This is a genomic window from Vandammella animalimorsus, assembly GCF_002288875.1.
In the GTDB taxonomy this organism is placed as follows: domain Bacteria; phylum Pseudomonadota; class Gammaproteobacteria; order Burkholderiales; family Burkholderiaceae_C; genus Lampropedia; species Lampropedia animalimorsus.
In genome coordinates this window covers 112,759-126,029 of the sequence record NZ_NTBH01000002.1, presented here as the reverse complement: position 1 = coordinate 126,029, position 13,271 = coordinate 112,759, and the positions used below count along the sequence as shown (strand labels likewise).

11 protein-coding genes are annotated in these 13,271 nt (G+C 68.2%); 9 read left to right on the top strand and 2 right to left on the bottom strand.

What is annotated here, in order from left to right; all coding sequences use genetic code 11:
- Nucleotides 1-56 precede the first annotated feature (56 nt).
- Genes CLI93_RS04640 through CLI93_RS04630 form a run of 3 tightly spaced genes read left to right on the top strand, consistent with a single transcriptional unit; the run spans nt 57 to nt 2,497 of the window.
- Nucleotides 57-566: a TRAP transporter small permease gene (locus CLI93_RS04640; RefSeq protein WP_095543685.1), complete on the top strand. Its 510-nt coding sequence runs from the start codon at nt 57-59 to the stop codon at nt 564-566.
- Nucleotides 559-1,854 carry a TRAP transporter large permease gene (locus CLI93_RS04635; protein ID WP_095543686.1) on the top strand — a complete coding sequence of 432 codons (1,296 nt, stop codon included), beginning with the start codon at nt 559-561 and terminating at the stop codon, nt 1,852-1,854. The genes CLI93_RS04640 and CLI93_RS04635 overlap by 8 nt, the downstream gene beginning before the upstream one ends.
- 55 nt (nt 1,855-1,909) lie before the next feature.
- Complete coding sequence (locus CLI93_RS04630; protein ID WP_095543687.1) at nt 1,910-2,497, top strand: hypothetical protein; 588 nt, start codon at nt 1,910-1,912, stop codon at nt 2,495-2,497.
- 155 nt (nt 2,498-2,652) lie between these two features.
- Here CLI93_RS04630 and icd read toward each other — a convergent pair whose 3' ends face one another.
- Nucleotides 2,653-3,909, bottom strand: coding sequence for an NADP-dependent isocitrate dehydrogenase (gene icd / locus CLI93_RS04625; RefSeq protein ID WP_095543688.1), 1,257 nt, complete (start codon nt 3,907-3,909; stop codon nt 2,653-2,655).
- Between the two features lie 393 nt (nt 3,910-4,302).
- On the opposite strand from icd, the gene CLI93_RS04620 reads away from it, so the two are divergent.
- The 6 genes from CLI93_RS04620 to CLI93_RS04595 all read left to right on the top strand — a co-directional run bounded on the left by CLI93_RS04620 (nt 4,303) and on the right by CLI93_RS04595 (nt 12,437).
- Nucleotides 4,303-5,589, top strand: a complete 1,287-nt coding sequence (locus CLI93_RS04620; RefSeq protein WP_172425522.1) for an efflux RND transporter periplasmic adaptor subunit — start codon at nt 4,303-4,305, stop codon at nt 5,587-5,589.
- Between the two features lie 6 nt (nt 5,590-5,595).
- On the top strand, nt 5,596-8,919 hold the full coding sequence (locus CLI93_RS04615; RefSeq protein ID WP_095541839.1) for an efflux RND transporter permease subunit: 3,324 nt from the start codon (nt 5,596-5,598) through the stop codon (nt 8,917-8,919).
- A gap of 163 nt (nt 8,920-9,082) precedes the next feature.
- Complete coding sequence (locus tag CLI93_RS04610) at nt 9,083-9,355, top strand: CopG family ribbon-helix-helix protein (RefSeq protein ID WP_095541838.1); 273 nt, start codon at nt 9,083-9,085, stop codon at nt 9,353-9,355.
- Nucleotides 9,343-9,636 carry a type II toxin-antitoxin system RelE/ParE family toxin gene (locus tag CLI93_RS04605; protein ID WP_095541837.1) on the top strand — a complete coding sequence of 98 codons (294 nt, stop codon included), beginning with the start codon at nt 9,343-9,345 and terminating at the stop codon, nt 9,634-9,636. The genes CLI93_RS04610 and CLI93_RS04605 overlap by 13 nt, the downstream gene beginning before the upstream one ends.
- 145 nt (nt 9,637-9,781) lie before the next feature.
- Entirely contained in the window at nt 9,782-10,489 is a 708-nt protein-coding gene (locus CLI93_RS04600; protein WP_095541836.1) for a protein-L-isoaspartate O-methyltransferase family protein, read from the top strand.
- Between the two features lie 43 nt (nt 10,490-10,532).
- The gene (locus CLI93_RS04595) at nt 10,533-12,437 is read left to right on the top strand and encodes a hypothetical protein (RefSeq protein WP_095541835.1); all 1,905 of its coding nucleotides are present in this window, start codon (nt 10,533-10,535) and stop codon (nt 12,435-12,437) included.
- A 75-nt stretch (nt 12,438-12,512) separates the two neighbouring features.
- Here the strand turns inward: CLI93_RS04595 and CLI93_RS04590 are convergent, their stop codons facing one another.
- Nucleotides 12,513-13,268 carry a hypothetical protein gene (locus CLI93_RS04590; RefSeq protein WP_095541834.1) on the bottom strand — a complete coding sequence of 252 codons (756 nt, stop codon included), beginning with the start codon at nt 13,266-13,268 and terminating at the stop codon, nt 12,513-12,515.
- Nucleotides 13,269-13,271: the final 3 nt, after the last annotated feature.

Below are 13,271 nucleotides of genomic sequence, written 5' to 3'. Positions count from 1 at the left end.
CGCAGCGTTTTGCCCTCCTCCTCATTTCTTCCCACCCACACCCCAAAACCAAGGCCATGCGCAAGACACTCGATGCCCTCTACGCCGCCAGCCTGTGGCTGGCTGGCCTGTCCATGATCGGCGTGCTGCTCATGGTGCTGCTGAGCATCGCCAGCCGCCTGCTGGGCTTTTCCGCCGCCGGCAGCGATGCCTATGCCGGCTATGCCATGGCCGGCGCCGGCTTTCTGGCCCTGGCCGGCACGCTCAAAAGCGGCGAGCACATCCGCGTCACGCTGGTGCTGGGCATGCTGCGCGGCCGCGCGCGGCGCGCGCTGGAAATTGCCGCGCTGGCCATCGCCAGCCTGCTCTCGGCCTTTCTGGCCTATTACTCCGCGCGGCTGGTGTGGCAGTCCTACCAGTTCAACGACATCTCCACCGCCAGCGACGCCACACCGATGTGGATCCCGCAGCTGCTCATGGCCGCGGGCACGCTGGTGCTGAGCATTGCCTTCATCGACGAGCTGCTGCTGGCGCTGCGCGGCCAAAGCCGCCTGGCCAGCCTGCAGGAGGAGCGCCACCATGAGTGAAATCGCCGCCAGCATCACGCTGCTGACCGTGCTGTTCGCGCTGCTGGCCGGCGGCGTCTGGGTCGGGCTCACGCTCGCTGGCGTGGCCTGGTTTGGCATGCAGGTGCTCAGCGGTCGCCCCGCGGGCGACGCCATGGCGCTGACCATCTGGGGCTCATCGAGCAGCTGGACGCTCACCGCCTTGCCGCTGTTCGTCTGGATGGGCGAAATCCTCTACCGCACCAACCTCTCGGAGAACATGTTCCGCGGCCTGGCCCCCTGGGTCGAGCGCCTGCCCGGGCGGCTGCTGCACACCAACGTCATCGGCTGCACCATCTTCGCCTCGGTCTCGGGCTCCTCGGCCGCCACCTGCGCCACCGTCGGCAAGATGAATATCCCCGAGCTGCGCCGCCGCGGCTACCCGGAGATGCAAATCATCGGCTCGCTGGGCGGGCCAGCCACGCTCGGCCTGCTCATCCCGCCCTCGATCATCCTCATCGTCTATGGCGTGGCCGCCGACGTCTCCATCGCCAAGCTGTTCATGGCCGGCGTGCTGCCCGGCCTGCTGCTGGCGGCGCTGTTCTCCGGCTGGATCATGCTCTGGGCGCTGCGCCACCCAGGGCGCGTGCCGCGCGCCGACGGGCCCAGCAGCCTGGCGCACAAGCTGCGCCAATCGCGCCACCTCATCCCCGTGGTGCTGCTCATCCTCAGCGTCATCGCCAGCATCTACAGCGGCATCGCCACCGCCACCGAGGCCGCCGCCGTGGGTGTGCTCGGCGCGCTCATTCTCTCGGCCCTGCAGGGCGCGCTCAATTGGCGCACCTTCCGCGACGCCCTGCTGGGCGCCACGCGGCTGTACTGCATGATCGCGCTGATCCTGGCCGGCGCCTCCTTCATGACCTTGGCCATGGGCTACATCGGCCTGCCGCGCCAGCTGGCTGAGTACGTCGGCGGCCTGGGCCTGTCGCCGGGCATGCTGATCCTCGTGCTGGGCCTGTTCTACATCCTCATCGGCTGCTTTCTGGACGGCATCTCCACCATCGTGCTCACCATGGCCGTGGTGCTGCCCATCATCCAGGCCGCCGGCATCGACCCGCTGTGGTTCGGCATCTTCCTGGTCATCACCGTCGAGACCGCCCAGATCACCCCGCCCGTGGGCTTCAACCTGTTCGTGCTGCAGGGCATGACCGGCAAGCAAATCACCACCATCGGCAAGGCCTGCGCGCCCTACTTCCTGCTGATGGTGCTGGCCCTGGCCATCCTCTGGTTCTTCCCGGCCATCGTCACCTGGCTGCCGGGCAGGATGTGAGCGCCACATCGCAAGCATGCCTCTCATTTTCCTTCCACCTCACTGGGGAGCTGAGATGAAAAAAACATCGCTCGCATTGCTCTTGCTGCTGACCTGCAGCGCCGCGCAGCCCCAGACTGGCGCGCCCAACCACACTCGCTTTTTGACGCTCGAAGAAGCTATGGCCGAAGTGCCATACCACCCCATGGATGACGAGGAAAACATTCGACTTTCCGACGAAATCTACAAGGACTACGACGCCATCCGGGCTGACCTTGGGGATGACTTCGCCGGGATGTGGCTGGAATTCAACCCATACGGCAAGGTCTATCCCGTCATCGCAGTCGCCAACGGCAAAGCCATTGATCGAAAGTGGCTCAAGCACGGCGCCGTGGTCGTGCAGGTCGCGCGCAGCGTCAAGCAATTGACTGCGATGCAGGACGTCATCATGGATGCCATGGGCAGCAGCGATCCGCACGACGAGCTGGCCATTTACAGCAGCTACGTCGATGAGAGAAGCAACCGGGTCGCCATCCGCGCGCCACTGCGGCACCGGGAAAAAATCATGGCAAAAATCCAATCCCTGGGGGTCGATGCCTCGGTCATTCTGTTCGAGGAGCAGGCCCGGCCCATCACGCTCTACGGCATCGGGCAAGTCGATTGAGCAAGAGCATCGCCCTGGGCCATCACCAGCCCAGAGCACTGCAGCGCAAGAAAAAACCCCCGCCTGGCATGCGCCAGTGCGGGGGTTTTGCATTGCCGGGCTGCACCGGCAGTCACGATCTAGGGAGCCGCGCCAGCTACGCGCGGCCCTGCCGATCACATGTGATCGATCATCACCTGGCCAAAGCCCGAGCAGCTGACCTGAGTGGCGCCTTCCATCAGGCGGGCGAAGTCGTAGGTGACTTTCTTGCTGGAGATGGCCTTGCCCATGGCGCTGATGATGATGTCGGCGGCCTCGGTCCAGCCCATGTGGCGCAGCATCATTTCGGCGCTGAGGATTTCGCTGCCGGGGTTGACGTAGTCCTTGCCGGCGTACTTGGGCGCGGTGCCGTGCGTGGCCTCGAACATGGCCACGGTGTCCGAGAGGTTGGCGCCCGGGGCGATGCCGATGCCGCCGACCTGCGCGGCCAGCGCGTCGGAGATGTAGTCGCCGTTGAGGTTGAGCGTGGCGATCACGCTGTACTCGGCCGGGCGCAGCAGGATTTGCTGCAGGAAGGCGTCGGCAATGCTGTCCTTGATGACGATGTCCTTGCCGGTCTTGGGGTTCTTGACCTTCAGCCATGGGCCGCCGTCGATCTCCTCGCCGCCGAACTCCTTCTTGGCCAGGGCATAGCCCCAGTCGCGGAAGCCCCCTTCGGTGAACTTCATGATGTTGCCCTTGTGCACCAGGGTGACGCTGGGCTTGTCGTTGTCGATGGCGTACTGGATGGCCTTGCGCACCAGGCGCTCGGTGCCCTCGCGCGAGACGGGCTTGACGCCGATGCCCGAGGTCTCGGGGAAGCGGATCTTGTTGACGCCAAAGTCGTCCTGCAGGATCTTGATGAGCTTCTTGGCCTTGTCGCTCTCGGCCTCGAACTCGATGCCGGCGTAGATGTCTTCGCTGTTCTCACGGAAGATCACCATGTCGGTCTTGTGCGGCTCCTTCACGGGCGAGGGCACGCCGGCAAAGTACTGCACCGGGCGCAGGCAGACGTACAGGTCGAGCTGCTGGCGCAGCGCCACGTTCAGGCTGCGGATGCCACCGCCCACGGGCGTGGTCAGCGGGCCCTTGATGGAGACCACGTAATCGCGCACGGCATCCAGGGTCTCATCGGGCAGCCACACGTCCGGGCCATAGACCTTGGTGGACTTCTCGCCAGCGTACACCTCCATCCAGTGGATCTTGCGCTTGCCGCCGTAGGCTTTTTCCACGGCCGCGTCCACCACCTTGATCATCACCGGGGTGATGTCCATGCCGGTGCCGTCGCCCTCGATGTAGGGGATGATGGGGTTGTCCGGAACATTCAGCGAGTTGTCGGCGTTGACGGTGATTTTCTGGCCTTCGGCAGGCACTTTGATGTGCTGGTAAGTCATGTGTGAACGTCTCCAGTGACCGCGCCCGATGCCGCAGGCCGCTCGCACGTGCAAAACAAAATCAAGCGCGGCGCGGCGGCGGTGGAACGCAAACGATGCGCAGGCCATGCCCTGCGCGAACAAAAAAGCGCCCCATTCTAGCGGCAAACCATCCCCGCCCAGCCTGGGGCCTGGCTTGCCAGTGGCTGCCCACAGGGGGCTGCACGCCCCAAACCTGTTCACAATCTCTGCACCGCAGGCAATGAATCGGATTTGGGCGGCATGCGGCGTTGCAAGGCCATCCCAAACTGCTTCTTGCCCACTCGCGCCAAGATTCTGAACAGACTCTCAAACGCTGCACTACACTGCCCGCGCCCGGCCGTTTGCGCCGCCCGCCCTGCCCCCATTGATGCCATGAAAAAACCCCTGCTCTGGTTCCTGGTGCTGACCACGCTGGCGCTGCTGGCCTGGGGCGGCACGCGGGCCTGGCAGCGCGAGCAGGCCCGGGCCCAGGCTCTGCAGCAGGAGATGCAGCAGCGCCAGGCGCTGCGCGTGCGCCTGTTGCCCAGCGAGATCACCACCGTGCAGGCCCTGGCGCTGCCGCAGCAGGTGCCCGCCAGCGGCACGCTGCGGCCAGCGCAGCGCCTGAGCATCAAGGCCCAGGCTGGCGGCCGGGTGCAGCAGCTGCAGCTGCGCGAGGGCCAGGCGGTGCGCGCCGGACAGCGGCTGTTCGTCATCGCCGCGCCCGATGCCGCCGCGCGCGTGCAGCAGGCCCAGCAACAGGCGCGCGCCGCGCAGGCGCAGCTGAGCATGGCGCAGCGCACGGCCGACAACGACCGCGCCCTGGCCGAGCAGGGCTTTCTCTCGCCCACGGCGCGGGCGAGCAGCGCCGCGCAGCTGCAGGCCGCGCGCGCCCAGCACCAGGCGGCGCTGGCGGCGGTCGAGGTGGCGCGCAAGGGCCTGGGCGACACCCAGGCGCACAGCCCTATCGATGGGCTGGTGGCGGCGCGCCACGTGCAGCCGGGTGAGGTGGTCGCGCCTGGCCAGACGGTGCTGGAGATCGTCGCGCCGCAGGCCTTTGAGTGGCAGGCCGAGGTGGCCGCCGCCGATGCCCGCCACCTGGCCCCCGGCCAGCGCGCGCAGCTGTGGATCGAAGGCGGAGGCGCGCCCTGGCAGGCCGAGCTGGAGCGCATCGGCCCGGCCACGCAGGCCGGCAGCCGCAATGTGGCGGTCTTTCTGCGCCTGCTGCCGCCCGGGGCGGGTGGTGAAGGTACGGGTGAAAGCGCAGGCGAAGCTCCAGGCCAAGCCGCGCCCGACGCGGCCCAAGGCGCTCAGGCGGGCGATGCCGCCCTGCTGCGCGATGGCCTGTTCGCGCACGGCCACATCCGCACGGGCGCGCAACAGGTGCTGGCCGTGCCGCAGACGGCCATCCGCACCGAGCGGCCCCAGCCCTACGTGCTGGTGCTGCAGGGCCAGCGCGTGCAGCAGCGCAGCGTCACGCTCGGCCCGCGCGCGCTGCTGGACGGCCAGCCCTGGCAGGCCATCGAGGGCGTGGCCGCTGGCACCCCCATCCTCAGCGGCGCGGCCGGCCTGCTGGCCGATGGCACGCTGGTGCAGATCGAGGCCAGCGCCGATGCCGAGGCTGGGGCCGCTGCCAGCGCCGATGCGCTCGGCCACACCTCCGCGCCGCCCGGGCCGTGACGCGCCATGTGGTTCACACGCGTCAGCCTGCACAACCCGGTCATGGCCACCATGGTCATGCTGGCCTTCATCGTGCTGGGCGGCTTTTCCTACCAGCGGCTCAAGGTCGATCAATTCCCCAGCATCGAGTTTCCGGTCGTGGTGGTGGTCACGCGCTATCCCGGCGCCTCGGCCGAGATCGTCGAGAGCGAGGTCACGGAAAAAATCGAGCAGGTCGTCAACACCATTGCCGGCATCAGCCAGTTGAGCTCGCGCAGCTACGACAACGTCTCGGTGGTCATCGTGCAGTTCGCGCTGAGCATGGACGGGCGGCGCGCCACCGAGGACGTGCGCGAAAAGATCGCCGGCATGCGCAGCCAGCTGCGCGAGGAGGTCGAGGACCCGGCCGTGCAGCGCTTCGACCCTGAAGACCGGCCGATCTGGTCGCTGGCGCTGGTGGCAGACCCGGCAGCGCCCAGCGCCGCAGCAGCTTTGCCAGCGGGCACGGCGACGAACCTTGCGGACACCGCAGGCGCTGCGAGCGCTGCGGGCACTACTGCGGGCACAGCGACTGACCGCGCCGCCAGCGCCCATGCCGCGCTGGCGCTGCACGACCCTGTGGCCCTGACCAACTGGGCCGAGCAGGTGCTCAAGCGCCGGCTGGAAAACGTGCGCGGCGTGGGCGCGGTGCAGGTCCTAGGCGGCGTGCAGCGGCGCATCCACATAGAGCTGCAGCCGCAGGCCTTGCGCGCCTGGGGCCTCAGCGCGCAGCAGGTGGCCGACGCCCTCGAAGGCGAAAACCAGGACTTGCCGCTGGGCAGCCTGCGCTCGCTCGAACGCGAGCGCCTGGTGCAGCTGGACGCGCGCGTGGCCTGGCCGGCCGACTTTGGCGAGCTGATCGTCGCGCGCCGTGGCGGCGCGCCCGTGTACCTGCGCCAGCTGGCCCAGGTGCGCGACGGCGCCGCCGAGCTCGATTCTCTGGCGCTGTTCAACGGCCAGCGCACGCTGCTGCTGAGCGTGCAAAAGGCCCAGGACGAGAACACCATCGAAGTGGTCGATGGCCTGAACGCCGTCGTGGCCGAGCTGCAGGCGCAGCTGCCCGCCGGGCTGCGCCTGCAGGCCGTCAGCGACGACTCGCGCCCCATCCGCGTGGCCGTGGCCAGCGTGCAGCGCACGCTGCTCGAAGGCGCGCTGCTGACGGTGTTGATCGTCTATCTGTTTCTCAACTCCTGGCGCTCGACCATCATCACCGGCCTGACCCTGCCCATCGCGCTGGTGGGCACCTTCATGTTCATGGGCCTGCTGGGCTTTTCCATCAACATGCTCACGCTGATGGCGCTGAGCCTGTGCGTGGGCCTGCTGATTGACGATGCCATCGTGGTGCGCGAGAACATCGTGCGCCACCTGCAAATGGGCAAGAGCGCCTACGACGCGGCGCTGCAGGGCACGCAGGAGATCGGCCTGGCGGTGCTGGCCACCACGCTGTGCATCGTGGCCGTGTTCCTGCCCATCGGCTTCATGGGCGGCATCATCGGCAAGTTCTTCCACGAGTTTGGCCTGACCATTGCCGCGGCGGTGCTGATCTCCATGTTCGTGGCCTTCACGCTCGACCCGATGCTCTCCTCCGTCTGGCACGACCCGCAGGTCAGCCCCGCGCTGCGCCGCAGCCTGCCGCCGCAGCGCCACGGCCCGGTCACCGGCCGCATCGTGCGGCTGTACCAGGCCACGCTGGGGCGGCTGACGCGCTGGTTTGCGCGCGTTACCGAAGCGCTCTCGCAGCTTTATCAGGATGCGCTGCGCTGGGCGCTGGACCACCGCCTGCTGACGCTGGCGCTGGCGGCACTGGTGTTCGTGCTCAGCCTGTTCATGCTGCGCCTGCTGGGCACTGAGTTCGTGCCCGCCTCGGATTACTCCGAGGCCACCATCGAGTTCCACACCCCAATGGGCTCGTCCATCGAGCACACCCAGGCCAAGGCGCGCCAGGTGGACGCCATCGTGCGCGCCCTGCCCGAGGTGCGCTACACCGTCACCCGCATCGGCAACACTTCGGGCAAGCACCAGGCCAGCATGTACGTGCGGCTGGTCGAGCGCCAGCAGCGCACGCGCAGCGTCAACGACATGGCGCTGGTGCTGCGCCGCCAGCTGGCCGAGGTCGCCGGCATCCGCGTCACGCACGTGGGCCTGCTCGACCCCGTGGGCGGGCAAAAAGAGCTGGAGTTCTCCCTCAAGGGGCCCGATCTGGGCGAGCTCGGCCGCATCACCGCGCAGCTGCAGCGCGAGCTCGAAGGCATCCCCGGCCTGGTCGATCTGGACGCGCGCACCCAGCAGCGCGTGCCCATCGTCAGCGTGCAGGTGCAGCGCCAGGCCGCTTCCGCCCTGGGCCTGCACCTGCAGGACATTGCCGCGCCGCTGCGCGTGCTGCTGGCCGGCCAGAGCGTGGGCAACTGGCGCGCCCCCGACGGCCAGACCTACGACTTGCGCCTGGGCCTGGCGCCGCAGGCGCGCCAGCACCTGCAAGACCTGGCCCAGCTGCCGCTGAACGTGCGCAGCGCCACCGCCGGCGACCAGCCCCAGGTCGTCACGCTCGGCCAGGTGGCGCAGCTGCACGAAAGCAACGCGCCCAACGTCATCGACCGCCACAGCATGCAGCGCGAAGTGCGCATCACCGCCAACACCGCGCTGCGCTCGCTGGGCGAAGTCTCCGCCGACGTCGAGCGCGTGCTGCAGGCCACACCCATGCCACCGGGCTACGGCTACAGCTTTGGCGGCGCCGCCAAGGACATGGCCGAATCCTTCCAGTACGCGCTGATGGCCCTGGCGCTGGCCGTGGTCTTCATTTACATGGTGCTGGCCAGCCAGTTCCAGAGCTTTTTGCAGCCCATCACGCTGATGATGTCGCTGCCGCTGACGCTCATCGGCGTGGCCGCGGCCCTGCTGGTGTTCGGCTCGCGCATTTCCATGATCTCGGTCATCGGCATCGTCATGCTCATGGGCCTGGTGACCAAGAACGCCATCTTGCTGGTGGACTTCGCCAACCGCGCCCGCCAGCCGCACGACGACGAGGACGGCAGGCGCGTGCCCGGCCTGCCGCGCGACCAGGCCCTGCTCAAGGCCGCGCGCGTGCGCCTGCGCCCCATCCTGATGACCACGCTGGCCATGGTCTTCGGCATGCTGCCGCTGGCCCTGTCCAGCGGCGAAGGCTCCGAGGCCATGGGCCCGCTGGGCCAGTCGGTCATCGGCGGCGTCATCACCTCCTCGGTGCTCACGCTGGTGGTCGTGCCCGTGGTCTACGGCTACCTCGACGACCTGGGTGCCTGGTGCCAGCGCCTGTGGCAGCGCACGCATTTGTAGCGGTTGTTGAGATTGAGGATTGCAGCGGCTTTTCGGTCAACACCCGCAACTGCTGCGTTGAAAAACCGCTTCGCAAATCAAACCTCAACACCCCTGGCGGCCATGGACTCAGGGCCGTGCAAGGGCTACCATCGCCCGGTGTGAATTTGTGATAAGGCCCGCCATGGCAACGTCCCTCAAGATCGACGACACGCTCAAAAGCCGCGTCCAGCGCCTTGCCAGCCAGCGCCGCCGCTCGCCCCACTGGATCATGCTCGAAGCCATCGAGCAGTACGTCGAGCGCGAAGAAGCCCGTGAGCGCTTCCAACAGGAAGCCCTGGCCTCCTGGGAGGCCTACCAGGAAACCGGCCGCCACCTCCGCGGCCAGCAAGTGCGCGCCTGGTTGCGCACCTGGGGCAGCGATGACGAACAGGCGATGCCCGAATGCCACGGGTGATCGTCACCGAAGGCGCGGTGCAGGGCCTGGAGCGATGCAGGCGTTTTCTGGCCGCCAAGGTGCCGGAGGCAGCCAGGCGGGCCGGGCAGGCCATTGAGCGGCAATTCCTGCTGCTGGAGACAGCCCCCGACATAGGGCGGCCACTGCCCGAAATGCCCGAGCTGCGTGAGCTGGTGATTGCCTTCGGGGCCTCAGGCTATGTGGCTCTGTACCGCCACGAACCGGCCGACGATGCGGTGTACGTGCTGGCCTTTCGGCATCAGAAAGAGGCGGGCTACTGAGCGCCTGTCATCAGCTGCGCTCTTGCTGACGGTCTTGCGCAGGCCCCGGAAAGTGCATAACACGCTCTAAAATGCCGGGCTGTCCAGCGCCAGGCGGCCCGCGCCGCCCCAACGCGGCGCCACTACAGCACGCCCGGAGTACACGATGACCCTGCCCCTGAACCGCCTGCACGAATTCACCCACCCTGACGAAGCCGCGCGCTTCAACATGATCGAGCAGCAAATCCGCCCCTGGAACGTGGACAACCCCGTGGTGCTGGCCACGCTGGCGCGCATCAAGCGCGAGCATTTCGTGCCCGAGGCCTACCGCAGCCTGGCCTTCATGGACATCAGCGTGCCGCTGCTGCCCGAGGACCAGGCCCTGGCGCGCCCGGACTGCTGCATGCTGCCGCCCAAGATCGAGGCGCGCATGCTCAACACCCTGGACGTGCAGGCCCACGAGCGCGTGCTGGAGATTGGCGCCGGCTCGGGCTACATGGCCGCACTGCTGGGCGCGCTGGGCCATGAGGTGGTGACGCTGGAGATCGCGCCGGACATGGCCGAGCTGGCCCGCGCCAACCTGCAGCAGCAGCGCAGCGCCAACGTGCAGGTGCTGCACGCCAATGGCGCGCAAAGCCTGCCCGCCGGCGGCTTTGATGTCATCGTGCTCAGCGGCTCCGTGGCCGAAGTGCCGCAGCAGCTGCTGGGTGCGCTCAACGAAGGCGGCCGCCTGCTGGCCTGCGTCGGCCAGGAGCCTGTGATGCGCATGCAGCTCATCCGCAAGGAGCAGGGCCGCCTGCACAGCAGCACGCCCTGGGATTTCAACCTGCCGCGCCTGCAGGGCTTTGCCGAACCCAGCGGTTTCGAGTTTTGACCTTCTGACATCCTGAGGCCGCCCCGGCCGACATTCATTGCCCATGCGCGCACTTGCCCTGCTGAGCACAGGCCTTGGCTGCGCCTTGGTGCTGGGCGCAGCCGCCCTGCTGGCCTCGGCCCGGCAGGCCCAGCCGCCCCAGACGCTGCTGCTGGCGCCAATGCTGGAGCTGACCGACACCTGCGTGCTGCCGGGCAGCGCCCAGGCCACGGTGCCGCAAAGCCTGCAAGCGGCCTGCACCGGCGGCGCGGCACCATCGGCCGCCGCGCTGGTGGAGCAAACCCTGGCCCAACTGCCCCAACCACAGCCCGGCACAGCCGCAGGCCAGCGTTACACGCTGGGCTACACGCTGCCCATCCCGCTGCTGCAACTGTTCGCGCAGGACGCACAAGGCCAGTGGCGCATCCAGCCCGAGCGCGTGCAGCGCTTCGTGCACACGCTGCGCGATGCGCCGCAGCCGGCCATTCTGTACCTGTTCTCCACCCACTTCAGCGCCCACGCCCCGCTGGAGCAAGCCCTGGCGCAGGACAGCGCCAACCTCGCCCACGCGCAGGACGGCCCGCTGCCTGCCAGCCAATACCTGGGCAGCCCGCTGTACCCCTGGTCGGTGGCGCGCACCGACAACGCGCTGAGCCATTACCGCGCCCAGGCCATCAACGCCGTCGCCCAGGCCCTGTGCGAAGCGGGCGAGCCGGCGCTGCGCAAGCTGCGCGGCATCACCCTGCTGGGCGAGGTGCACCAGCTCTTTCCGGACTTCGAGACCAACCCCGGTTACGCCCAGCCCTACCGCATCAGCGACTACAGCGACGCCTCCGTCGCCCAGTTCCGCCAGTTCCTGCAGCGGCGCTTTGGCAGCCTGCGGGCGCTCAACCGCGCCCTGCACTCGGCCTATACCGACTGGGCACAGATCGACGCGCCGCGCAGCGATCTGCTGACCCTGCCGCGCGCGCAATGGGCCACGCAATGGCCCGCGCGCCTGCACAGCCACATCGACGCCTACGCCCACGGCCAGCTGCCCGTCAGCGGCTGGGCCTACCTGGCCGACGGGGCGCAGCACGCCCAAAGCCGCATCCTCGTCTATGCCAATGGCCGGCAGCTGGCGCGCCTGCCCATCGCCCAGGGCCGGCAGGACGTGCTGGAAGCCAGGCCCGAGTTTGCCGGCCGCGCCGTCGGCTGGCACACCCAGCTGGACTACCGCCACTGGCCCAGCGGCCCGCAGCGGCTGGACTTCTACCTGCACACGCCCGGCCAAGCACTGCGCCACCTGGACACGCGCCACATCCACGTCCACACCCGCCACGCCCCCCACAGCGAAGCGGGCGCCAGCCGCCCCGATGGCGGCGCACTGCCGCGCAGCATCCCGGCCGCAGCCACCCCGGCCACGCAGCTGCAGGCCTATGTGGATCTGCCCCTGGGCCAGCGCCACTACCTGTACAACCCACTGGCCGAGCAATGGCACGCCTTCCGTCAGCAACAGGTGGTGCGCTACCTGCGCCATTTCGCCACGCAGCTGCGCCAGCACCGCTGCCTGGCCGACACGCAGCTGTACCTGCACCAGATCGTGCCGCACACCAACCCCGGCTGGGATCCGCAGAAATTCGCCATCCAGCACAGCCTGCAGGCCCTGCCCGGCCTGCAACTGGGCGTGAGCCTGTACGGCGAGCCGGGCATGCGCCGCGACTTCATCGACGGCCTGCTGCTGCAAGGCCATCGCAGCTACGGCATCACCGAGTTCCACCCGCTCAAGCCCATCAGCGCCGGGCAAATGCACGAGACGCTGGAGCTGCACCGGCGCAGCGGCGCGGCGTTCTTCTCATTCTTCCTGGAGCCCGTCTGGCAGCAGCGGCCCGTCGAGCGCCGCGCCAACCCGTTCTCTCTCTCGCCAGTCAATGCCTTCAAAGGCTCGGACAGCGCCTTCGAGGCGCTGCGCAGCGTGCTGCAGCAGTGACTTGCGACCGCGCAAAAGCAACGCCCCTGCCATGTGCAGGGGCGTTGCTTTTACAGATGCGGCCAGGCTGAGCCCTCAATCCTTCCAGCAGAACTGCTCGTCCACATGCCGGGCCTTGCGCTGGGCCTGGTACTCGGCCCGGCGCTTGGGGTCGGCCAGGTAATCCTGCTCCTGCTGGGCCGCGTCGCGGATGCCTTGCAGGCTTTTGGCGAAGTTCTGCCGGCGATCGCCAGGCCGCGCCGGCAGCTGCTCCATCCACAGTGCAGCATAGGGGTGCTGCTGCGTCCAGGCGATGCTCTGGCGCAGCAGGCGCTGCTGCTTGTCCAGGTCGCAAAAGGCGTAGCTGTTGATGTAGGGACCAGCCAGCGACATGAAGTTGCGCGAGGCGTGGCCGGCTTGCGACAGGCTCGGGTGATCCAAATCCAGCACCTCCTCCAGCGTCACGTAGCGGTACTTGGCCGCGTAGAACCAAAACACCGCCTCATCGCGCAGGCCCACGTCGTACAGGCGGATGGCCAGCACCATCAAGGTCATGGGCGTCAGGCTGCCTGGCTCCTTGGCAATGGCATCGCGAGCGCGCTCAACATCCTTGCGCGCGCTGGAGGAAAGCAGCGCATCCAGCGGCGCAAACACCGCCACGCGCGGGCGCCCGCCCTGCTGCGCAGCCGCCTCGTAATAGGGGCTGACGTAGATGTCGATGGTCTTGATGGGGGCGCGCGCTTGAGTCTGGGCCTGGGTTTGAGCCTGGGCCAGCGTGGCCGTGCACAGGGCACAGGCCGCCAGAGCGGCGGCTGCGGCGCGACGCGGAGTGAGGTGGAGCCAGCGGTTCATGGC